General features: G+C 43.7%; 22 protein-coding genes and 2 pseudogenes. 18 read left to right on the forward strand and 6 right to left on the reverse strand.

Going from position 1 to position 20,745, the window contains the following annotated elements; all coding sequences use genetic code 11:
* The first annotated feature begins 131 nt into the window (after positions 1–131).
* The 3 genes and pseudogenes from ACJJIJ_RS05940 to ACJJIJ_RS05950 all read left to right on the forward strand — a co-directional run bounded on the left by ACJJIJ_RS05940 (position 132) and on the right by ACJJIJ_RS05950 (position 1,510).
* Positions 132–599 (forward strand): transposase, encoded by a 468-nt coding sequence (locus tag ACJJIJ_RS05940; protein ID WP_444938915.1) that lies wholly within the window; start codon positions 132–134, stop codon positions 597–599.
* Positions 497–928, forward strand: a pseudogene (locus tag ACJJIJ_RS05945) (IS5 family transposase); the annotation flags it as partial. The gene ACJJIJ_RS05940 and the pseudogene ACJJIJ_RS05945, both read left to right, overlap by 103 nt.
* A gap of 180 nt (positions 929–1,108) precedes the next feature.
* A complete protein-coding gene (locus ACJJIJ_RS05950) occupies positions 1,109–1,510 on the forward strand; it encodes a VOC family protein (protein WP_444938916.1) in 402 nt (133 codons plus the stop codon).
* Positions 1,511–1,957: 447 nt separating this feature from the next.
* Here the strand turns inward: ACJJIJ_RS05950 and ACJJIJ_RS05955 are convergent, their stop codons facing one another.
* A complete protein-coding gene (locus ACJJIJ_RS05955) occupies positions 1,958–2,452 on the reverse strand; it encodes a DoxX family protein (RefSeq protein WP_444904556.1) in 495 nt (164 codons plus the stop codon).
* Between the two features lie 1,064 nt (positions 2,453–3,516).
* On the opposite strand from ACJJIJ_RS05955, the gene ACJJIJ_RS05960 reads away from it, so the two are divergent.
* Together ACJJIJ_RS05960 and ACJJIJ_RS05965 are read left to right on the forward strand one after the other, a co-directional pair.
* A complete protein-coding gene (locus tag ACJJIJ_RS05960; RefSeq protein WP_444938917.1) occupies positions 3,517–4,023 on the forward strand; it encodes a GNAT family N-acetyltransferase in 507 nt (168 codons plus the stop codon).
* Positions 4,024–4,112: 89 nt separating this feature from the next.
* Complete coding sequence (locus ACJJIJ_RS05965; protein ID WP_444938918.1) at positions 4,113–4,877, forward strand: hypothetical protein; 765 nt, start codon at positions 4,113–4,115, stop codon at positions 4,875–4,877.
* 357 nt (positions 4,878–5,234) lie between these two features.
* On the opposite strand, the gene ACJJIJ_RS05970 is transcribed toward ACJJIJ_RS05965, so the two are convergent.
* A complete protein-coding gene (locus ACJJIJ_RS05970) occupies positions 5,235–6,062 on the reverse strand; it encodes a DUF2306 domain-containing protein (protein WP_444938919.1) in 828 nt (275 codons plus the stop codon).
* A 190-nt stretch (positions 6,063–6,252) separates the two neighbouring features.
* Between ACJJIJ_RS05970 and ACJJIJ_RS05975 the strand changes: the two genes are divergently transcribed.
* The 5 genes from ACJJIJ_RS05975 to ACJJIJ_RS05995 all read left to right on the forward strand — a co-directional run bounded on the left by ACJJIJ_RS05975 (position 6,253) and on the right by ACJJIJ_RS05995 (position 10,361).
* The gene (locus ACJJIJ_RS05975) at positions 6,253–7,524 is read left to right on the forward strand and encodes a sensor histidine kinase (protein WP_444938920.1); all 1,272 of its coding nucleotides are present in this window, start codon (positions 6,253–6,255) and stop codon (positions 7,522–7,524) included.
* Positions 7,524–8,198: a response regulator gene (locus ACJJIJ_RS05980; RefSeq protein ID WP_444888822.1), complete on the forward strand. Its 675-nt coding sequence runs from the start codon at positions 7,524–7,526 to the stop codon at positions 8,196–8,198. Before ACJJIJ_RS05975 ends, ACJJIJ_RS05980 begins: the two co-directional genes overlap by 1 nt.
* Positions 8,185–8,637: a hypothetical protein gene (locus tag ACJJIJ_RS05985; RefSeq protein ID WP_444938921.1), complete on the forward strand. Its 453-nt coding sequence runs from the start codon at positions 8,185–8,187 to the stop codon at positions 8,635–8,637. The genes ACJJIJ_RS05980 and ACJJIJ_RS05985 overlap by 14 nt, the downstream gene beginning before the upstream one ends.
* Positions 8,638–9,155: 518 nt before the next feature.
* Complete coding sequence (locus ACJJIJ_RS05990) at positions 9,156–9,737, forward strand: hypothetical protein (RefSeq protein WP_444938922.1); 582 nt, start codon at positions 9,156–9,158, stop codon at positions 9,735–9,737.
* Between the two features lie 66 nt (positions 9,738–9,803).
* The gene (locus ACJJIJ_RS05995; RefSeq protein ID WP_444938923.1) at positions 9,804–10,361 is read left to right on the forward strand and encodes a hypothetical protein; all 558 of its coding nucleotides are present in this window, start codon (positions 9,804–9,806) and stop codon (positions 10,359–10,361) included.
* A gap of 220 nt (positions 10,362–10,581) precedes the next feature.
* Here ACJJIJ_RS05995 and ACJJIJ_RS06000 read toward each other — a convergent pair whose 3' ends face one another.
* Positions 10,582–10,716 (reverse strand): carbon storage regulator, encoded by a 135-nt coding sequence (locus ACJJIJ_RS06000; protein ID WP_444938924.1) that lies wholly within the window; start codon positions 10,714–10,716, stop codon positions 10,582–10,584.
* A gap of 260 nt (positions 10,717–10,976) precedes the next feature.
* On the opposite strand from ACJJIJ_RS06000, the gene ACJJIJ_RS06005 reads away from it, so the two are divergent.
* Positions 10,977–11,318, forward strand: a complete 342-nt coding sequence (locus tag ACJJIJ_RS06005) for a DUF1877 family protein (RefSeq protein WP_444938925.1) — start codon at positions 10,977–10,979, stop codon at positions 11,316–11,318.
* Positions 11,319–11,541: 223 nt separating this feature from the next.
* Complete coding sequence (locus ACJJIJ_RS06010) at positions 11,542–11,790, forward strand: hypothetical protein (RefSeq protein ID WP_444938926.1); 249 nt, start codon at positions 11,542–11,544, stop codon at positions 11,788–11,790.
* A 706-nt stretch (positions 11,791–12,496) separates the two neighbouring features.
* Here ACJJIJ_RS06010 and ACJJIJ_RS06015 read toward each other — a convergent pair.
* Entirely contained in the window at positions 12,497–12,919 is a 423-nt protein-coding gene (locus ACJJIJ_RS06015) for a PACE efflux transporter (protein WP_444924895.1), read from the reverse strand.
* Positions 12,920–13,032: 113 nt separating this feature from the next.
* On the opposite strand from ACJJIJ_RS06015, the gene ACJJIJ_RS06020 reads away from it, so the two are divergent.
* The gene (locus tag ACJJIJ_RS06020) at positions 13,033–13,938 is read left to right on the forward strand and encodes a LysR family transcriptional regulator (RefSeq protein ID WP_444938927.1); all 906 of its coding nucleotides are present in this window, start codon (positions 13,033–13,035) and stop codon (positions 13,936–13,938) included.
* On the opposite strand, the gene ACJJIJ_RS06025 is transcribed toward ACJJIJ_RS06020, so the two are convergent.
* Positions 13,933–14,814, reverse strand: a complete 882-nt coding sequence (locus tag ACJJIJ_RS06025) for an SDR family oxidoreductase (RefSeq protein WP_444938928.1) — start codon at positions 14,812–14,814, stop codon at positions 13,933–13,935. The two genes, ACJJIJ_RS06020 and ACJJIJ_RS06025, sit on opposite strands and share 6 nt — an antisense overlap.
* Before the next feature lie 537 nt (positions 14,815–15,351).
* Here ACJJIJ_RS06025 and ACJJIJ_RS06030 point away from each other — a divergent pair.
* From ACJJIJ_RS06030 to ACJJIJ_RS06050, 5 genes and pseudogenes are all read left to right on the forward strand, one after another.
* Positions 15,352–15,875 (forward strand): annotated as a pseudogene (locus tag ACJJIJ_RS06030) (GFA family protein).
* Between the two features lie 70 nt (positions 15,876–15,945).
* Positions 15,946–16,545: a dihydrofolate reductase family protein gene (locus tag ACJJIJ_RS06035; protein ID WP_444938929.1), complete on the forward strand. Its 600-nt coding sequence runs from the start codon at positions 15,946–15,948 to the stop codon at positions 16,543–16,545.
* Positions 16,546–17,798: 1,253 nt separating this feature from the next.
* A complete protein-coding gene (locus tag ACJJIJ_RS06040) occupies positions 17,799–18,965 on the forward strand; it encodes an iron-containing alcohol dehydrogenase (RefSeq protein ID WP_444938930.1) in 1,167 nt (388 codons plus the stop codon).
* Entirely contained in the window at positions 18,962–19,402 is a 441-nt protein-coding gene (locus ACJJIJ_RS06045; protein WP_444938931.1) for an acyl-CoA thioesterase, read from the forward strand. The genes ACJJIJ_RS06040 and ACJJIJ_RS06045 overlap by 4 nt, the downstream gene beginning before the upstream one ends.
* Positions 19,403–19,870: 468 nt before the next feature.
* Positions 19,871–20,146 (forward strand): hypothetical protein, encoded by a 276-nt coding sequence (locus ACJJIJ_RS06050; protein ID WP_444938932.1) that lies wholly within the window; start codon positions 19,871–19,873, stop codon positions 20,144–20,146.
* 174 nt (positions 20,147–20,320) lie between these two features.
* Here ACJJIJ_RS06050 and csrA read toward each other — a convergent pair whose 3' ends face one another.
* A complete protein-coding gene (gene csrA / locus ACJJIJ_RS06055; RefSeq protein ID WP_299587153.1) occupies positions 20,321–20,500 on the reverse strand; it encodes a carbon storage regulator CsrA in 180 nt (59 codons plus the stop codon).
* Between the last annotated feature and the right edge of the window lie 245 nt (positions 20,501–20,745).

The raw sequence follows: 20,745 nt of genomic DNA on the forward strand, positions 1-20,745 counted from the left end.
AAGTGGTGCCTGTAGTCTCAGTTTGGTGAACATAAGGTAGAGAGTCTCGACTTGTTAAAGGTGGGTGTTAGGTCCTAGTGATTAGAAGCTGTTTCATAACTTGAAATCAGTTATTCTTGCGACCTCATGGAATGATAAGACCAGTAAGTGTGAGTAGATTTAAGTCAGAATTAACCGACGCTCAGTGGAAATTGATTGAGCCTTGCCTTCCCCAGCTAAAACGTGGAAAAGGAGGTCCCAAACCCATTGATAACCGTGCATGTTTTGAAGGTATCTTGTGGATTTTGCGCTCAGGAGCACGATGGAAGGATCTCCCCCCATCTTACCCTTCGCCGAGTACTTGCTGGAGAAGGCTCCAGTTTTGGGAAGAGCAAGGCGCTTGGTTGGAGGCTTGGAGAAAATTTCTCGGACAGCTTGATCAAAGATCCCTGCTTAATTGGGAAGAAGTCTTTTCGGATGGTAGCTTTGCTTCAGCAAAAAAAGGGGAGCAGAAGTCGGAAAAACTAAGCGGGGCAAGGGTACAAAGTGGATGGTGGTGGTCGATGGCGAAGGTATTCCATTGGGAGGCACCGTTACTTCGGCCTCACCAGCAGAAGTAAATTTATTACATCCACTACTCGATGTTACCTATAAAAATACAAAAATTCGACGACTAGTGTACGACAAGGCTGCAGATTCTGATCCACTACGCCATAGTTTGGCCCGCCGTGAAATTGACCTGATTTGCCCTCACCGTAGGAATAGAAGAAAACCTTCGAAACAAGATGGCAGAAAGCTTAGGAGATATGTGCGACGTTGGAAAGTTGAGCGAACTTTTGCATGGCTAGGGAACTACCGTCGTTTAGTCGTCAGGTGGGATCGCTACTTATCTTCATACAGAGCTTTTTTCTATATTGCCTGCATGTTAATTACGTTAAAGAAGTTATGAAACAGCTTCTAGGGATTTTTTCCAGAGTAATGAATATATTTTACTCTTTTATCTCGAACTAACTTGGTTAGCTGGTTCTTCATGCTTCGTTTAACTTTCTTCTTCAGTCAATAGTCTTGGTAGTTTATACTTTGCTGGTGGGTAGCCAATGGTTACTTCGACTGTATCTTTGTGAAAGGAGTGCTAGATATCAAGCCGTTTCATCTATCGTTCGTTGTTCCAAACCTAGAAAAGGCAAGGGAGTTCTACGTAAACCTACTTGGCTGTGCTGTAGGCCGAGATACAGGAGAATGGATTGATATAATATTCTATGGACATCAAATTACTATACATCAAGAAAAGGATGGAATGGTAGCCAAGCCTATAGATCACTTTGGCCCATTACTAGAGAAAAAACAGTGGAGTGAAATATTAGCTTTACTCAAAGACAATTCGATCCCATTTGTACTGGAACCACTAGTGAGAGGTGAGGATTCTGAAAGTGAGGCTGGTAAATTTGTGGTTAAAGATCCGGCGGGCAATTTACTTGAGTTTAAATACTACAATAATTTTTCAGGCACTGTGGCTGGTAACAATAAATAAAAAAGACAGCTAATAGCTATAGCTGTGTATTACTTAGCAAGTTAGTTCGACAATCCAGACTTGATGCATCTTGCAGTCTAATCAAGTTCAACCTGTTTATCTTTATTGAAGATCAATTCGGGGTGTTTCCCGGTGGGGAAGCATTGTGAGCGATGCCTGGTGCCTGGCGGCAGAGTAAGTGATGGGCTTTAATGGGGAAGGCGGGCAATAGGCTCTTAAAGCTTGGGGGCTTTTCAATTTATTCAGGGTACTCGAATTTCATATTAAAGGATGTAAAGTTGGCTGGTTGATTTTTAATTTTTCTAAGTATTCTTTTTAACTGTTAGTCTAGATGAATTGTACTTCTGTTTTGTAGGTGTCTAGGGGTATATGTTTTCAATAGGGTTGCCAGATTCGGATTAAGATTGAAGAAATAACTGTACTAACTATGACAGCAGTTCAACTTCTTTAATTGTGGTTATTAATGCCTAGCTTATCAGCGATTAGGTAATCTAAGCTAAATCGACCAGGACCTGTAGTTATTAACCATACAAATAAAATAATATATAAAACTTGGGGTAGGTAAATAAACCAGCTTAGCCAATCCAATGGCCCTATGCCTTTGGGGATGACATGCTCAATTTCAACAGTGGTGATAGCAACAATCATTACGATAATTAGTATAATCGCAACAATTGTAGAAAAAAGCCCTGCTATTAATAGTAAGCCACCAAAAAATTCTACAGAAGCTAAAAATATAGCCATAAGCTCATGAAAGGGCACTCCTATTTCTTTCATTAAATTTATTAGGTCTGCATGTCTCTCAGGTACAAATAGCTTGTTATACCCAGATACTGAGAAGAATAACCCCAATGACACACGTGCTACTAAGATAGGTATCCATTCCCAATTATGAGCACCAACAAGTATTTTCTTCGTCAGTGGAGAATTTTGTGTAAACATAAGCGCCTTCTTATATGGCTGTATTCTAACTGTCAGTTTAATTTTAAATGCTTCGTATGCTTTTAAAGTCTTCCTTGCAGTCGGTACCAAATGTTGAGATATTTATATTTCCACCTGTGGGTGTGTATATTTTAACGTCTTTTTTCTGGGAGCTGTCTGCAAGCAAGTAACCAGCTCAGTCATTAATATTGCGTCGTAAATAAATTATTTTTATTTGGGTATTAAGCGCAGCTAAAATAGCTTGCGCAGACGCAAATTGCCTTATTCGTTATACATCGAATCGGCATGATTGGGCATATCATAAATGCCAGTGACCTATCTTGACTGCGCACTCACTTTCGGGGGCGAAAGCTAGAGAGATATTAAAAAACACGACAAATGCAATACAATCCGCAATGCTTCCACCATCTTAGCCTATTCAAATGTCAGGGCAAATCAAATCGATGATTGACCTTTTTCGCGCCATATGACGTGTTTGTGGTTGGGAGGCCCGCAGAGCTACTTATCCAATGGAAGCTTTACACCTATTTCTGATTTTTGCCGGAACTCACTTATGGTCAAGTGTGGAGATGGATCAGAATATCCTGTAGCCCTTTTGCAATCGTGGTGAACAAAATAATCGATAAGGAACAGGAGGCAGTGAGTGGCTATATCAAGGAGAGAGATTTTAATGGGGAGAAATGTAAAAATGGAAAATGCCGCCTGGCTTAATTCAAGAATTTATAAGAAGCTCGGACAAAAACAAGAGCAAAAAAGCATACTCTTTCTTCTTTAAAGATTTGCCCATTTTGCCTCCTCTTCTGTAACCGAAATATTATCCCCAGTTGTTATTTTTTACCGTTTCGGTATTTTTGATCAATCTCTTTCTTTTCTACCGGTGCTCAAACTGCGGTGGGCATTCCTTGATGAGTTCGCTTGGAAAGTGGCTTAAAGCCGGAAGGTAAGGTTGGGGCCTGGGTTGTGTTCTTTGTATAGTAGGTATGATAAATTTTGTAAATTTAAAGATGCATAATATAGAACAGCTATTTTTGAATTAACTGTTAACCTCTTTAAGAGATCATAAATTGAATATTGAAATTCGTAATGAAAGTGGTGGAGATGTTGAGGCAATCCACCGAGTTACAGCCCTAGCATTTCGGGATGCTCCACATACTAATCACACTGAGCAGCTTATTGTGGAGGGTCTTCGCAAGGCAGGTGCATTATCTTTATCTCTGGTGGCTGAGTCAGATGGAGAAATTGTAGGTCACGTTGCCATTTCACCAGTAAACATTTCTGATAGCTCGACCAACTGGTTTGGACTTGGGCCGATCTCAGTATTGCCAGAGTATCAAGAAAGGGGAGTTGGCTCGAAGCTTATGGAGAAAGCTCTTGCAAACCTTAAAGAAAAGGGGGCAGAGGGTTGTGTAGTACTTGGGGACCCTAATTACTATGGGCGCTTTGGCTTCAAGGTGATCGATGGATTGGTTTTGCCAGGGGTTCCAGCTGAGTACTTCCTGGCACTGTCATTTGGTAGCAGTTTTCCGCAGGGAGAGGTTGCGTACCACGAGGCATTCTCGGTACAAGGTTAAGAATCGGTCACGTTGATTGGCTACTTAGCCTTGTTAAGCCTTGCCGTTTTTTTAGTCGTTTTATATCAGCTTGACAAGGAGACTTTAAGTTGACAAATGTTATTACAAATCGGATACGTGTTTCCCCAAAAAACAATGAGATAAGCAAATCTTTAATTGAGATGCTTTTATTTGAAATTAACCATTTTAGCTACGGGAAAGTTTTATACTCCGTCTGTACCGGCAGAAACTTTACTGATTTTGTATTTTGTTCACAGCGACCTTTTGACCCTCCTAATTTGGATAAGATACTCAGCTATAATGATGTTTGGCTATTGACGTCAGACGAAGGTGGTTTTCATGATTGCTTTGCTCACCTTAATGTCCAAGATAGCTACAGGCCTGCCGTATATACTGCAAACCAAATATTAATCAACGGAAATATATATAAGTTACATGGTTTTATTAAGAAATTACTTGGTGAAAGGTGTAATGATAGTTTACTAACCTCTGAGAATACGTTGTTGTGTGATATCTCCTCCACTTTTAAAGCGAGTAACTATATAAGATTGTGGAATGAGAATAGTGTTGTGGAGGTTGATCAAACCTCAATCATTGGTGAGTCAGATAGCTCCGAAATTAAAATTATTGATGGAGACTTAGAAGTCTTTGAGTCTATATTTTATAACAAATTATGCTCAAGTCCAGATTCGTCTGATTATAGGATACATAATGAATTAAAGTCAGTAAAACTCTTATTTAATAAAAGAGTGGTTAAAGATTATACATATGCACGAAGCCAATCGAATCCAGATCGCTTCTTTTGGACAGATAACAGCGCAGATTATTGGGATAATTTGATAGCTGCTAGTTAACTATGTCTCATAGCATAGTTTGATTAATATTCATCATAAAACTCTATCTGAACTAGTATAAAAATTGACGTTGCTACCTTTTCAAGCTTTTAAGCTACCAATCCTTACAGTTTTTTTTGCTGTGGTACAAGGTGGTTGAAGCTGCTTTCTTATACTGTGGATGATAAGGAGATCTCCGCGAGTTTTTAGTAGTAAGTCTCTACTTCCATTTAGTTAGCTGGCTCATAGTGTTTTGTTTAGCTCTCGCAGTGCAGTCAGTAGCTTGAGTATCTCTGCAACAGCTAGATTCACGAACCCTGGACTTCTACAGCCAAACTAAAGGAAGAGCTTCATTCACGATAATTTGGCTATATGAGCTTAGATCCGTGGCAACCACATTCCCATCGTAGCGGCAAAAATACCAATGGCCATAAACACAGTCAAAGGTATCAGGGTACTGACAAAAGCAATCTGAGTACCTTGTGCGGTTCCACGCTTTTGACAGTGAAAATACCATTCCAGCATGGCCAGCGGGAGCAGGTATTGACCGAAGCCCAGTGCATACAGGAATGGCCCGGTAAAAGATTCCCAGTTGACCCCCCAGCCGCCGGTGAGCATTGCCCAGCCCATCAAGGCCACGCGGAAGAACCACACCGCACTGGCAGCCATAAATAGGCGTAAGGCCCAGCGACGGTGCTCAGCAAAGCGTCTGGTCATCGCGGTACGCACCGCCAGAAAGGCAAACGCCAAAATTAGTATGCCATCCATGGTGATGCTGATTTGCGACACTAAATTACCAATAGTGTGCCGCGTCCAGGTCATGTAGAGCCCCGCAATACTGGCGATGACGGCAGTCAGCAGATAGCTGCGTCCCAACCAGCGATGGAAGTTGGGGGCATGCCGTCGCACCGAAGGGATCAGCTGCAGGGGCCCACCGCCGATTACAATTGCGGCCAATAGCACGTGACTCACCGAAGCGAGATTACCCAGTGTATCTCCCTCGCGGAAGCCTGCCGGAAGGTGCAGTCCTTTCAAGCCGTGCACCCCCGATTCGGCAATGGGTGGGTAGAAGACGGCCAGGATATAGGCAAAGAAGATCGCATGGCCGATGGTTGCGATGCAGAACCAGGTTTTTACCGACAGGTAAACGGCCCGCCGGGTGTCGAATGGTCGCGGCAGTGTTTGGCTGAGTACAGCGTCGTTCATGGGGTTTCTCCAGGCGTTTATGGTGCGTGCTTGGGCTGAATGTGCCTGCCGAGCATGTTCGGTTTTTCCAGGCACACGCACATCGGCCACAGGCAGGAATCTGACCTCCCCCAAAAGGTGGAGATGCGACTGCTCCCGCCTCCCCCGAAAGCCCCATGACAGCTGGTTGCGCCTGGTTTAGCATGCGGAAATGAAATCCTCGTCCCTAAATACACCTGCGTCGAATCCGCTCAACACCAGCTCGGAACTACCCAAGCTTCCGGTGTGGCAGCCCTTCCGCGGGCCATTCGAACGCTGGCCGCACCTGACTGATCTGCTCATCGCCTTGCTCATGTTTTTGCTGACGCTACTGATGTGGTCGCGCGACGAGGCGCGGGAAGTGCTGGCCATGCAAAATCTGGGGGATGTTATTGCTTTCCAGTGTGCGTTCGTTGGCTCCTTCGCTCTGTTGTGGCGTCGCACACACCCCTGGCAGGTACAGGCCGTTATTCTCGGCGCAACAATATTGCTGGAACTGGGTTTACCGGCGGATGGCATCGTTGCCATGGCGGTTTCGCTGTATAGCCTTGGCCGCTACGAGGCCAACACCCGGGCTAGTTTTATCGGAGTTATCGCAACGCTGGTTTTTGTGGCGATTGATCAGGGTATTCCGGTTCAACCAACTGCGGCAGGCACAGTAACGGTGATGCTGGTATGGGCGTTGTGGTATATCGGTCGCCGGCTGCGTTTTCGCGGCGAATATCTCCGTTTACTGGAAGAGAGAGCTGAGTATTTGGAGCGTGAACGCAATGCCGAATCTGAGCGTGCGGTAGCGGCCGAGCGCACACGAATCGCCCGCGAGATGCATGATGTGGTGGCGCATCAGGTGAGCCTTATGACCGTGCAAGCCGGTGCCGCCAGGGCCATCAGCCGCAATAACCCGCAAGCCGCCAGTGAGGCCATGGCTTCGGTGGAGGCTGCTGGCCGTCAGGCCATGACAGAAATGCGCCATTTACTTGGCGTACTGCGCCCGGCCAGTAGCGACGCCGCGCTCACGCCGCAACCGGGTCTCAATGATTTACCGGCTCTGATTGAAAAGGTCCGGCAGGTGTTAACCGAGGTCGACTACGAAACCCACGGCATGCTGGAAAATGTACCGACCAGCGTCGCTCTCACCGCCTATCGTATCGTTCAGGAATCTCTCACTAATGTCATCAAGCACGTTGGAGCTGCTGCGCGGGTTCAAGTGAGCCTGCGCGTAGACCATGAGACTCTAGTGATTCGTGTAGCCGATGATGGCAACACCACTGGCGACCGGCCCATGGTGGAAGCAACTATTGACGAGCAGCCTGGCGGTGGGCACGGCATTGCAGGCATGCGCGAGCGCGCGGAATTGCTCGGCGGCCATCTGTATGCCAGCGCAGTAGATGGTGGTGGTTTTGAGGTATATGCACAACTACCCATAGGAATGGTGAAAACATAATGTTGCGAGTGATGGTGGTGGATGACCAGGCTTTGGTACGGTGTGGTTTTGCGCTGATCCTGAACAATGAGCCCGATATTGAGGTGGTCGCCGAGGCGGGTACCGGCATTGAGGCAGTTGAAGCCGCACGAGCGCATCAGCCGGATATCATCCTGATGGATATCCGCATGCCGGAGATGGACGGGCTGGAAGCCACGGCACGCATCCTGGAAGCTAGTGATGCAACTTGCCGTGTCATTATTTTGACTACGTTCGATCCCGATGAATACGTGTTTCGTGCGTTGAGGGCAGGGGCCAGTGGCTTTGTGCTCAAGGATATTCCCCCGGAGGCACTGGTGCAGGCAGTACGCACCGTAGCAGAGGGCGGTGCCATGCTTGCACCGGGCATCACTCAACGCCTGATCAGCCAGTTCGCACAGAAATTGGGGGCAGGGCGCAACCTGTCAGAACGCCTGGAACGCCTCACTACTCGCGAGCGTGAGGTACTGGAGGCCATCGCCGCTGGCAAGAGCAATGCCGAGATTGCCGAGGCTCTGTTTATTGGCCCCGCCACTGTGAAAACCCACGTTTCCAGCTTGCTCTCCAAACTGGGGTTACGCGATCGTGCACAGGCGGTCGTGTTCGCTTACGAATGTGGCCTGGCCACCGTAGGGGAGCGCGATGTCGGTTTCTAGGTCAACACGCGCTTTGCAACGCAATGCACTGTATCGGCTTGCTGCCATCGGCGCAGTAATTCTGGGGCTGTTCCTCACCCTCGGAGCTCAAGGTCACTTTACAGCCGTTTGGCCACTAGTAACCAGCGACGGAATGGGTTTATCCCGTCGCTTGCTGTTGATGTTGCCCGGCATGATGCTTGCCGGCACCGCGGTGTTGAACTTCCTGCTCTGCAAACCACTCTGGCAAGAACGTGGTTACGGCCTTAACGTTACGCTTGTGGGTAATCTGCTTGCCATGAGCTATTTGCTCTACCTGTTGTTACGCGGCGTACCCAATCACCCTATTGGCGTTTTCCTCGCATTGGAGATGTCTTTTGTACTGCTGCTCGTAGTAACAAGGGCGGGACTGGTCTGGCCTACGGTAGCAGAAGCGCCGGTTGAGAAGGGCATGCAGTAATGTATACGCTCGGGGATTGCACTAGCTACCCGGCACCTTAAACCCCAAGCTTGTTATTAACTTGCTAGCTTCTTTCTGAAGTCAGACAAATCGATTTCTCTTTGTACTTTTGAAGCCCTAACCGGGTCGTTTTTGGAAAACAACTTCACCCGTCTAAATGATTTTGATCACCACCAAAACTTTCAAAGTAAAACACCTGTCCGCTAGTATTATCACGAAGTGACTCGAAAAGAATCTTCCCGGTAAGTGCATTGCTTTTTCTCCGAAGCTCGATCGATAGCTTCCTGCATAAGCTTTGCTGAAACAATATTTACCTGCTTGATGATTAATGTTTAGACCAGCAGATCCTTGTTCAGGCTTCTATCAAAATCTTTCCTTAAATATGTATACCCGTTACAGAAGGCTTCTTGATCCACTGTATCTTTTTGTGTGATCAGGTTGATGAGCTTTGGAATTAGGGAGAAGCATGATATATAGATGCTGCTTTTGAATTACCAGTTAAATGCCAAGAGGGAAGTGTGCATAAATCAAGCAAAATCTTATTAGCTTTTTTAGCCCTACTTGCTCCCGGTATAGCCTACGCTAATGCTGGTGTACCGATGTTATTTTTGGCTATGCCAACATTTCTGGTTTCGCTTGTACCGATCATAGCCATAGAAACACTTTATATATCAAAGGGCATGACGCTTCCTCTCGTCCAATCTTTGAAAACAGTAAGTATTTCTAATGTAGCTTCAACAATTATAGGTATTCCTCTTGCTTGGCTTCTTCTTGTTTTGATTCAACTAGTTACTGGTGGCGGTGGAGTCTACGGAATTGATTCACTCATGGGTAAAATACTAGCGGTTACTTGGCAGGCGCCATGGCTAATACCATATGAGGAAGACCTAAACTGGATGATCCCAGCTGCAGGATTGATATTATTGATCCCTTTCTTCTTTGCGTCATGGTGGTCAGAGTATTTTATTTCGCAAAAGCTAAACAAAACGCTACCCTCAGTAAGTGTCAAGATTAAGGTGCGTAATGCCAACCTGATCACTTACTCTTTGTTAGCAGTTTGGCCCATCGGATTTTGGGTGTTAAGCAGTGCAACTAAGTAAGCATTTAACAAACGTGACAATTAGGTTGTTCACAAGTACATGTCTATTACGGGGTCATTATAATTTATGAGTATGCCTGGATACCTTGAAGAAAACCGAAAGAGGCTTATAAACCTCTTGGCAAAAATCCAAAACTCGGATTGTCCAGAGGGATGGGAGCGTGTAGGTGGTATCGCGATTAGGGGCTTTATTGGCTTCGGCTTCTCTAAGGAAAAAAGTAATTTAGCACTTATCGTATCAACCTCTGGTAGATCGCTTGTTAACTGTGACTCGGCTGAAAAAGTAGCTCGAGATTATGAAGAATTTGTAGGAATTGATGATTCGGGAATATTTTGTGAGGGGATAGGAGAGTTATCTGAGGAACGTATCTTGATTGCCGGTCAAAATGGTGGAGGACTTCCCAATAGTACATGTATTGGAGAATCTTTGATATGTTATTCTCCTAATTGGCCACAACATGATTTGTACTTTTGCGACCCAACTGCTGCCCCTTTATCTGAGAGGTTCCAAGATGGCTGCATAAAGCTAAGAACTGATTTTATTGAAGCTTTTGGGTTTTCGTGGTGTGGAGATTACTTCGCAGTTGCCAGCAACTGCGATTTCGATATTTGGAAACGAAAGTGAATTGTAAAAAGCTCATTAGCGAAAGGGCAGCAAAGTTGTGCAGGACCTCAAACCGATGAGTGTCTTTCGGGGTATTACGGTAGCGTTAGTGCGATAACTGTATCTTACTGCCAAACGAAATTATGACTTCTATAGAGCTGGCTTAGCCGGAGTCTTCGTCCTTATTGAGTTTACTCTCAAAGTCTATTTTGTATCTCTTTTGATATGCACATAGATCTCTTCACGGCGGATGGAGAGGGATTTGGGGGGCATGGATGAATCTCTTTATTTGATTTTCCTTCACTTCTGTCAATTTGACTGAGACATACGCTCCGATTCTTAAGTTTTCGCCGATTCGACGTATTATAGTCAACATATTTCTTTACTAAAGGCATTCAAGCTGTGAGTGAACATTCCTTGGTGTGGAAGCTTGGTCATTGATGCCAGGTAAAAGGATAGAGGGTAGCGATGTGTAGAATAAAAGAGTCGAATTCTAGGCAATCGGAGCCTGGAAAATTGCTCCAAGCTGCTGACTTTTTGTGTCGTTAAGCTGACGGGCTTTCGAATTATAAGGAAGCATGATAAATAGATGTTAATTTTGAGTTAACAGTTATGTGCCTTAGGTAAATTACAAGTATGGGTTTAAGAGCGACTCTTTATCAGATCACGAAGGAACAATATCGAGAGACCGGTCAAGGTAAGAGCTATGTAGATGGAATAGATGAGTCTGTTACGCCGCTATCACTTGATAGGTCTTGGGGCTGCATCAGTTATCTGATAACCCAAGATGAAAATGCATCATTTCTAAATACCGGCAGGCAATGTGAAGATGTGTGTGAACATTGTGAAGCTCACTCACCTGAAGCTATCAGTGAGCTTGCAATGTATTTAGACGAATGTGAGTCGTCAGCGATTATGCAGCGTTATGATTCACACACTTTGCGGCACTTAGGTGTATATGAAGCTGATTACCCCTAAATAGATATTAGTAACTACCTAGTTCAGTTTACCGATTTTGTTCGGTCCGCAAAAAACGTGGGTAACGGAATATTGGTGGTAATATGCTAGCAGAACACAACAAATTTATCTTAGTGTCTTTTGTTACTAAGCTTCATTTTTGGGTGGTCACGCCATAGTACCTCAAACTACATTTCATAACAAAAGGTCTATATAACCACGTCAAATGATCCATGGAGAGTAGATGAAATCATTCCTCATTAATCTAATCGGCTTAGTTGGATCGTGGTATTTGATTGATCTTGCTTCCAAGAAGCCGCTTAATTCTACTTTTGCCCCGTTTGTATTTGCAGCTTTTTTAATATCCAGTTTGCTATGGTTTATTGTGAAGTTTGGAGTGACTCAGCGCTCTGGCTTTGCTGGTGACTCCGGAGGTGGTGATTCTGGTGGCTTTAGTGGTGGAGATGGAGGGAGTGGTGATGGTGGTTGTTAAATCAATTAACAAGCCTATATTGTGCGTCGCTATCGAAGTCGGAGTGTTCAGCCACCGCAAATATGAACGTTATGTATCAATAGTAGAGAATTATGAGTACTCATAAATTCGTTTGTTATGAATGTTTGCAAGCACTCAAGTGAGATCTAACAGATAATTCAATGGTTTGTGTCCCTCATGTGGCGCTGAGTGCGTGTATCTTGGAATGAAAATACCCATTCTCCAAAATCCAAACCATAAAAAATGAGAAGAGCTTAGGGTTCAATTCCTGAGTATGATTTTTAAAAGGCGGGTGTACTCGACCTTCGGCGGGTCCATGCTTGGGTTATATTTTTAGGTGAGTTGTGATAGAGGTAATAATTTCAAATTTTCGGTATTTTTTATATAAACCAAGTTATTTGCAATCCTTTGTACGTTTGCCATGTTTTGTAAATCAAACGGAAGTTATGCCAAGTATCAAGTCAATATATTTGTTCTCTTAATTCGATTCGTGGTGGCAACTCTCCCTCTTGGGTGGATGTTGCTTTGGCTCAATTACTCTGAGTCTGGCAGAAATGGGGAGCCAGGATTATCATTATTTTTTTATTAACTGGTATAAAATATAACAAGAAAAGGAAAAATTACAGATAAATAGGCACTTGCTTTTGACGTAGTGTATTTTAATTGGTGCCTACATCTGACCTAAAATAGACTGTGGAGCAGACCTTTAACGTTTGTGTGCAGTAACTCGAAACGAGCTATGCAGTCTATCGAACCAATAGTTGAATACATAGGTATATATCACGATGTAAATCACCATGACTATCTCAAGCATAAATGCTTCTAGGATAGTCAGATTAAAGCTCCAGGCGATTACTGGCAACGTCAGTACCAACATACCCCCCTCAAACAATAACGCATGTATGGCTCTAACGATAAATGTCTTTTCTGGGTTTTTACGTATATTCAATAAGTACCAGTCAAAGGCGTGATTGAAAATCATATTCCAGACCAACGCAAATAGTGATAGTCCAACAGCAATTGCGAGCGACTGGTGTACCTCCAAATCAAATATTGGAACCACTAGTAGGCCACCCGTGAGCAGCAGAAAAAACTCGTAGGAAATTGCTTGTACTAAACGATTCTTCAATGAATAAGTCATCAACCATACTCACTCTGCTTGAGAAAATGTGCTTGAATGATATATAGTTAAGTTAGATGGAAAAAGTTAGATACCATACGTTAAATAGATAGATTGAATGAATGGCAGTTTCTATTGAACAACTGGAAGCATTTGTAGCTACTGAGCAGGCTGGCTCGTTCTCAGCGGCTGCACGTAAATGTGGAAAGGCACAGTCGGTAATCAGCTCACTGGTATCGAACCTTGAGGTTGACTTGGGAGTCAATCTATTTGATCGAAGTCAACGATACCCGCGATTGACGGACGCTGGTGAGTCACTGCTGGAACGCGCACGGAATCTTATCGAGCAGCGTGAGCGATTGATGGCGATCGCACAGGGGTTGTCTCTGGATGTCGAGGCCCGGTTGACGTTGGCTATTGCCCAGCATGTTCGTATTAAAAACCTGGGTGGACTCTTTCAAGAGTTTGAGACCAAATATCCGAATGTTCAAATTACGCTCAGAGCGGGAAGTGTTCAGGATGTACAGACCTGGGTTGAAGGGGATATAGCCCAACTCGGGATTATCACACAACTGGATGAAGTGCCCGCTGGATGCGATTTCAGAGCCCTGGGCCAACTGAAGCTTACAGGCATCGCCTGCGTTGATCATCCGATTGCGAGACTCACTGAAGTTACCTGGGAAGACCTGAAACAATACCGACAAATCTTATTGCAGGAGTTTGAGATATCCAGCCAAACTCGCTGGCTGGTGTCTCCCGACGTGTGGAGTGTGTCACGGGTTGATGATGCACTTGACCTTGTCGAGGCCAATTTGGGCTGGGCAGTATTGCCACTACACGTGGTTGCGAAGGGGATAGCGGCGAAAAAACTGATACAGCTTCCCCTAGTATTTGAGCAGGAGAAAGAGCTGTCACATGGTGTAGATATTATCTGGTCCAGTAAGCGTCCACTGGGTCCCGCAGCCACTGATTTGATGAAGTGGCTGAGCACAGAGGACGCAATACTGAACAAGGATCAGTCGCTATGAAGCGTTTGACAGATCTCGGGCAAAATCTGTGATAGTTGTTTCTGGTTTACCTAACACCTGCCAAGTTTTTTGACTTAATGGTTGCTCCTTTAGCTGTTCCACGTAAGTCAGCATATGCTCCATGAATACTGCCTGTTCTTCGGGCAGTCCCATTTCTGCAATGGCGGCGATAGGGTGAAGGACAATTTCTGTTCCCGGAGAATAGCCCTCGACAAACATCTTGGCTGCTTCAGGCAAAGACATCCCCTCAGTACCCTGAACCGAAAAACTCTGGTTGTAAGCCATCTCATTCCCGATAGCATTACCGATCATCTCTGCCAGATCTGTTGTATTGGTGTAATAGATAGGGTGAACATGATTACCGATGATAGCAAATTGATCGTTCTCAATGAATGTAGGAAAAGTATCTAGGAAGAACGAACAGAAGAAGAAAGTGTAATCAATGCCAGAATTTTTAATGGCCTCTATACCTGGTTTACGGATTATATTGGTCTCATACTCTAGGCCCTTGTCTGCTAATTCCGGGTGTAGATAATCAATACCCGCAATCTGCATAATGTGCTGCACACCAGTAACCTTTGCAGCCTCAACGATATTAATCACTCCTTCACGTTCAGTGTGAAAGGGTAAGCTAGGGTCAAGTGACGTAGTATTCAGGGTAATATAAAGCGTTTTGGTACCAACCAATGCCGAGACCAAGCTCTCTTTGTCCGAGACATCTGCTTCGACAAGCTGGATACTCTCTGGGAGGTTAGTGCGAGCGCTAATTACGTCCCTCACGATCGCAGTTACCTTTACACCTTTTTGATCCAGTTTTCGTGCTACCTGACGACCTAAATGACCTGTGGCGCCAATAATCGTAATAGTTTTCTGCATGATTCAACCTTTAAAGTAATGAATGAAGTAGCCCATACTTTGCCTAAGGTCTAAAAAATCTTACAGTTATGTACCATCTATCAAACAGATACTACGAAAGTTTTCGCTGCATCAACGTATCTAAGCGACCGACAGGTTTTAGGGGGTAATTAACTTAAAGTGGACCATGACTGACTACTCTCCAGTCTAAATACTAAAATATCGTCTGCATCAGATTTGAAATTTGTGATTTCGCCTTCTGATTAAATGATCACCTAATTTGGGTGGCGGGTGTCATCGGGTATTGGTATTCAGTTTATTTTGCTAATCCATTTATTATTAATGTATGGCAAGTATTCCATTCGCTATAGGTTTCTTTACCACATAGCAAGTCTCTTAGAATAACTAGCGTCCATTTATCGCCAAATACATCCAGTCCATTCAAGATAGGGCAATCGGAACGGATAAGTTGATCGTCAGGGCTCATACACACACTTATACATAAAAAATGAAATGGTAGACTAGTGACTTTAATTTCGTAAGTAATGGTAGAAATTCATGCCCAAAATATCCGGAGAGTGTTTGTACCGTTTTATTAGTTATAATTGCTCCGAAGAGCCTGTAATGGCGGGGCATGGCCAATGTACAGATTGCCAGAAAGTTAGTGCCGCAGGGCACATTGCCGATATTGCTGTTCCTCGCGGAATTTAATCATAAACGGTGATCTTGCGTTTCATGAGAAGCAGGCGGATAGTAGAAATGCAGCAAGGAGGGGTTTTTGTCCTCGTTGCGGTTCGCATAATTATGCAGAAAACAGTGGTATGCCGTGGTTAGAATTTGTCCATGCCGGAAGTCTTCATGATTTGGAGCAATTCAACCCTACGATGATCGTATATGAAAGTAGCGGCGAACCTTGGGATTATATGGACCCAGATTTACAAAGATTGAAAAAGTGCCAAAGATGTGATTATAGCCACTCGGGCCAGAGGCCTACAAGACAGTTCGAGCTATGTCTAGTGGGAGCTTATTACGTTCCTGCTTGTTTGAGATTGTTATTAAGAGGCGTTTTATACAACGTTTGAAGATTTTTATTTCCACGGGTAAGCCTGCATAAGATGCCATAAAGGATTTACCCCTCGAGAGAATCAGCCAATGAGAAATTTAGCCATATTGATATTTCAAACTCTTGACGGTGTAATGCAAGCACCCAGTATACCCGAGGAAGATTTTTCAGGCGGCTTCCGTCATGGTGGTTGGGCAAAAGATTGTTGGGATGACGTTATGGAACAGGTTTCAAAGGAGGCAATGAAGGAACCGTATGACCTGCTATTAGGGCGTAATACATATAATTTATTTGCCTCAAATTTTGCCAGTGCCGAACCTGATAATCCAGCAGCAGACAAACTAAATATGGCAAAAAAATACGTGGTAACATCAGGTACTGATGACCTAGCATGGAATAATTCATTCAAACTAAAGGGCTCTAATGCAGCTGTAGAGATCGCCAAAATTAAAGAAATGGATGGGCCCCTGTTACAGGTACACGGTAGTTGGCAATTAGTGCAGTTACTTCTTAAGCATAACTTGGTAGATGAGCTTAGACTTTGGACCTTTCCAATAGTTGTTGGCGAAGGAAAACGCTTATTTGAAAACGGTGAAATTTCGTCGAAATACAAACTTATAAAATTTGCGACGTGTCCTTCAGGAGCCTTTATGCACTTCTATCAATCACTAGATCGCAGTGCAGTATGAAATTATACTTAGATAGACACTCACTCTTATGGTCTTTGATGCAAGGCAATATTTTTTTTAGTGTTGAGTAATTTTCTCTGTTAACGCAAAAGAGAATCCACAGAGTGACCATTGATGCAAATGGCACTCGACAAGATTAAAGAGCACATTGAGCTATTTGCAAACCAAATACAAAATGATGGTTTAATCGACGATGAAGATTTTAGGTAGAATATTACATACCATACCCCATCTGAATAGATTGTGGAATGGCAGAAATCAGACTGGTAAAATCGATCAAGATTTACACAATGAGCTGTCTAAAATCCCAATCGACTTCATCCCTTTAGGTTAAAAGGGCATAACCGGTCAATGCATCAGCCGGTAAACAATGCAGTTACTGACTTGGGTGTTTGTGCGATATCTGTATCTTGCCGTCTAATACAATTTTATCTTCTATAGACAAGACTCGGCTGGAGTTTCCTTTCTTAAAGAGTTTGTTCTTACCACCTTTCAGTGTCTACTTCTGGTTCTTTTTTACGCTCACAATTTGCTAAATTTGCAGGATCGTCTTTCGGCTCTGTGAACTTCAATATATCGTTTGAAAAGCGCCTTTGGCCTGAGTTCCCCAATGGTGGAGTAGCGCGAAGGAGAAGAAAGTTAGGTATAAACTTCGGTTAACGGCCTAGTCTATATGGCATTGAAGCCTTGGATTTATCGCTGGCCCGTGCCCAATCTCGTGCGTCATTACCAGATACGTTGAGCGTGCTCACACTGGATGAGGGGCTGGAGAGAGGTTTAGCTGCCAAATGATCTAGATACGTCAGAGAATCTTATAAATCTCATATCTCTGCTTGAGGTAATATTTCTAGAATAAATGAAATACCGTTACTATAAAGGGTACTATTGGAGCAAGAGTAAAGAACATAGGCCTCTTGCGGCACATTTTGAATACATCCAGGTAGACTTGCAGTCGGGAGTTTGCGTTATAAGGCTTTGCATGGGACCTATTCAGCCAAACCGGCTATTCACTAAGCCCAATAATACGATCAGTATCAACGTGCATCTTTATTTCGCAATACTATTGAGTAGCCCTTTAATCGGCGTATCTACATTGGTGACTTGGTGACTTGGTGATTCATTTATCGTAGTCTTGACTGACAACTGATTAGCACCAAATTCACTTTGAGCTAATCAGAAGTTCCCTAGGATTTGAAATGGAACTATAGCCAAACGAAACTGTAACACATAATAATTAAGGCGGTGGCAATCCTATGTTAAGTTTTGAGTTTAATACTACAAAATCGATTATAAACGGCCCTGGCGGGTTAAATAAAATTAGTGAGATATGTGACCAACTAAATATAACTAAGTTGTTAGTGGTCACTGATCAAGGTATTGTAAATTGTGGTTTGGTTGAGAAACTGAAGGAGCAATTACATAGTAAATTCGCGACCATTATCTTTGATGGAGTTAGTGCTGATCCTAAAGAGCAGATCGTATTGTCGGCAGTAGCCTTAGCAAAGCAGCATAATGTTGATGGTGTAATTGGATTTGGTGGTGGCAGTTCAATGGATACCGCTAAAGTTGTTGCTGTAATGATGGATTCTCACCAACCTCTAGAACAGCTATATGGGCTTGAACGAGTTCAAGGAGGTCGCGTACCTTTGGTTTTAATACCTACCACTGCTGGCACCGGTTCAGAAGTAACACCCATCGCGGTTTTAACAACAGGGGAAACCACCAAAGATGGCATCGTCGCTAAACAATTATTACCAGATGTTGCCTTATTAGATGCACAATTAACTCTAGGTTTACCAGCTCATGTGACTGCTGCAACTGGCATTGATGCTATGGTGCATGCCATAGAGGCATATACGTCTAAGCATAAAAAAAATGCCTATTCAGATATGCTAGCTAAGCAGGCGTTGTTATTGCTATCAAGAAATATAGAACAGGCCACACATCATGGCGAGGACATAGAAGCAAGACAAAATATGTTATTGGGTGCCTGCCTTGCAGGTCAGGCTTTTGCCAATGCACCAGTTGCCGCTGTACATGCTCTAGCTTACCCATTAGGGGGGCATTTTCATGTACCTCATGGATTGGGCAACTCGTTAGTATTACCACATGTAATGCGCTTTAATCAGAGTGATACAGCCAAGCTCTATAGTGAATTGGCGCCATATATTTGTGAACACATAAATACGTCTCAATCAGATCAAAAAGTGTGTTCTGATCTCATTGCCTTTATTGAGCGGCTAATTGAACGATTAAAATTACCCCGGACCTTAAAGCAATTAGATATTGGCGAGCACCATTTAGAGATGCTCGCCACTGATGCAATGCTACAAACTCGCTTACTAATCAATAATCCGAAACCGCTGTCTCATGATGATGCACTCCTGATTTATCAGGCTGCTTATGAGGAGGCTTTGTGAGTAAGCTGGCTGTGTTACGTACAGATTATTTTTATTTTGAAGAGTTAACTACCAGATGGATGGATAATGATGTGTATGGGCATGTAAATAATGTAGTTTACTATTCCTATTTTGACACCATTGTGAACAGCTTTTTGATTAATAAGGCTGAATTAGATATTAAAGCCAGTGAGAACATTGGTTACATAGTCAAATCTGATTGTAATTATTTGGCCGGTATTTCTTACCCTGAAAAAATCCTTGGTGCTTTTAGGGTTAATAGAATAGGCAATTCTTCGGTGGAATATGGTGTCGCGATTTTTAAAGAAAATCAAGAAAATGCATGTGCGCATGGCTCTATGACGCATGTCTTTGTTAATCGCCATACCGAACAGCCGACAAAAATTTCTGGTCAATTACTCAAGGCGTTACAAATTGCATCATTTGGTGCTGGTTAACTTTTTAGTCGATAGGGTTGGGGATTATACTTTTTAATTGGTTGGTGTCCGGGATTACTCTTTACACTGATGACCTATTTTCTTTCAGCTGGTTATGAAGATGAATGGGAAAAGGTAACTGATAAAATTAGAGTATACAGACTGCAGTAACGCTAACTATGTCTTGAACTCAGTTGATCGTCCCAGCTAGTGTTGGTTTTTCACTTATAGAGGGGGCTGCTTTCTGATACATATGAAGGTAACTATAGAGCTGCGACATTGGCTATCTTTGAGATAGTGTGCCCTCAGAGATACCATTATGATGATAAAGGGTAGGAGGTTTGGGTGGGGCCCCTCTATTGTGAATCTGCTCCCACTGCCTTTCAGTGCCTACTTTTTGTTCTCTTTTGATAGGCATAATAGTATCGCTCCAACAGCAAATATGCCCCTCGATGAATTCAAGGGGCTACTTTCAAAACTGGCATTGAAATGTCAGAAGGTATTCAAAAAGCAGATTGCGTTATGACACATATAAAAGAAATGAACTCATCACTATGTGATTGGGAAACTCGGATAATACTTGAAGCAATAACTCATGAAGCTGAGCGTTTAAAGTCTATTTGTGAAACATCTGAAGATGAGGATGAAGTGGCAGATGCTGGGAATGATTATCTAGAAGTTATTGGCCTCAAGGAACGTTTAGAAAATCAAGCAATAGAAGTTTTTGGTCAACAAATTACCAATTTCAGCAGGGAACCACTTTAGCTCTAACAAGTTATTGCGCTGATGTATTGCCTTCAATGTTGCTTGACCGAGCAAGCAGTGGCAAAACTCAAGCCTAACTATTTGGTTACGGCTCAGCAAAGAGCTAGATTTGTTAACTAAAGGAAGGAGGATCGTCTGGAGCCTCCCTCCTTGGTGAGCCTTCCCTCAACACTCTCAATTGCCTACTTTGTGTTCTTTTTTAATGCGCACATAGATCTCTTCCCGATGGACGGGGAGGGATTTAGGGGCGCGGATGCCTATCTTTACTTGATTTCCCTTCACTTCCAACACTGTGATCGAGACATTCGTTCCAATTCTTAGGTTTTCGCCTGTACGGCGCTTTAGGATCAACATGTTTTCTTCCTACCGATACTCAAACTGTGGGTGGGCATTCCTTGGTGGGGAAGCTTGGTAAGTGATACTTGGTGGAAGAGTGGGGTGGGGCGCGGGGGCGGTGGGTGCAGAATAGGAAAAGGCGGGCGCTAGGCTCAAATGGTCATTCGCGTTATCATTACCCATCTATATCAGGCTTTCACTTATTAATGTCCATGATTGGTCGGACCACAACTCTATTTGGTGGGTGTCCAGATTTGTTGAGT

The sequence above is a fragment of the Microbulbifer mixtoriginis (SeqCode) genome (assembly GCF_052467945.1).

Coding starts and splice junctions, on each gene's coding strand:
- ACJJIJ_RS05940 (WP_444938915.1), top strand. CDS start 132: ATGATAAGACCAGTAAGTGTGAGTAGATTTAAGTCAGAATTAACCGAC.
- ACJJIJ_RS05955 (WP_444904556.1), bottom strand. CDS start 2,452: ATGTTTACACAAAATTCTCCACTGACGAAGAAAATACTTGTTGGTGCT.
- ACJJIJ_RS05970 (WP_444938919.1), bottom strand. CDS start 6,062: ATGAACGACGCTGTACTCAGCCAAACACTGCCGCGACCATTCGACACC.
- ACJJIJ_RS05975 (WP_444938920.1), top strand. CDS start 6,253: ATGAAATCCTCGTCCCTAAATACACCTGCGTCGAATCCGCTCAACACC.
- ACJJIJ_RS05980 (WP_444888822.1), top strand. CDS start 7,524: ATGTTGCGAGTGATGGTGGTGGATGACCAGGCTTTGGTACGGTGTGGT.
- ACJJIJ_RS05985 (WP_444938921.1), top strand. CDS start 8,185: ATGTCGGTTTCTAGGTCAACACGCGCTTTGCAACGCAATGCACTGTAT.
- ACJJIJ_RS05995 (WP_444938923.1), top strand. CDS start 9,804: ATGAGTATGCCTGGATACCTTGAAGAAAACCGAAAGAGGCTTATAAAC.
- ACJJIJ_RS06000 (WP_444938924.1), bottom strand. CDS start 10,716: ATGTTGACTATAATACGTCGAATCGGCGAAAACTTAAGAATCGGAGCG.
- ACJJIJ_RS06005 (WP_444938925.1), top strand. CDS start 10,977: ATGGGTTTAAGAGCGACTCTTTATCAGATCACGAAGGAACAATATCGA.
- ACJJIJ_RS06010 (WP_444938926.1), top strand. CDS start 11,542: ATGAAATCATTCCTCATTAATCTAATCGGCTTAGTTGGATCGTGGTAT.
- ACJJIJ_RS06020 (WP_444938927.1), top strand. CDS start 13,033: ATGGCAGTTTCTATTGAACAACTGGAAGCATTTGTAGCTACTGAGCAG.
- ACJJIJ_RS06025 (WP_444938928.1), bottom strand. CDS start 14,814: ATGCAGAAAACTATTACGATTATTGGCGCCACAGGTCATTTAGGTCGT.
- ACJJIJ_RS06035 (WP_444938929.1), top strand. CDS start 15,946: ATGAGAAATTTAGCCATATTGATATTTCAAACTCTTGACGGTGTAATG.
- ACJJIJ_RS06040 (WP_444938930.1), top strand. CDS start 17,799: ATGTTAAGTTTTGAGTTTAATACTACAAAATCGATTATAAACGGCCCT.
- ACJJIJ_RS06050 (WP_444938932.1), top strand. CDS start 19,871: ATGTCAGAAGGTATTCAAAAAGCAGATTGCGTTATGACACATATAAAA.
- csrA (WP_299587153.1), bottom strand. CDS start 20,500: ATGTTGATCCTAAAGCGCCGTACAGGCGAAAACCTAAGAATTGGAACG.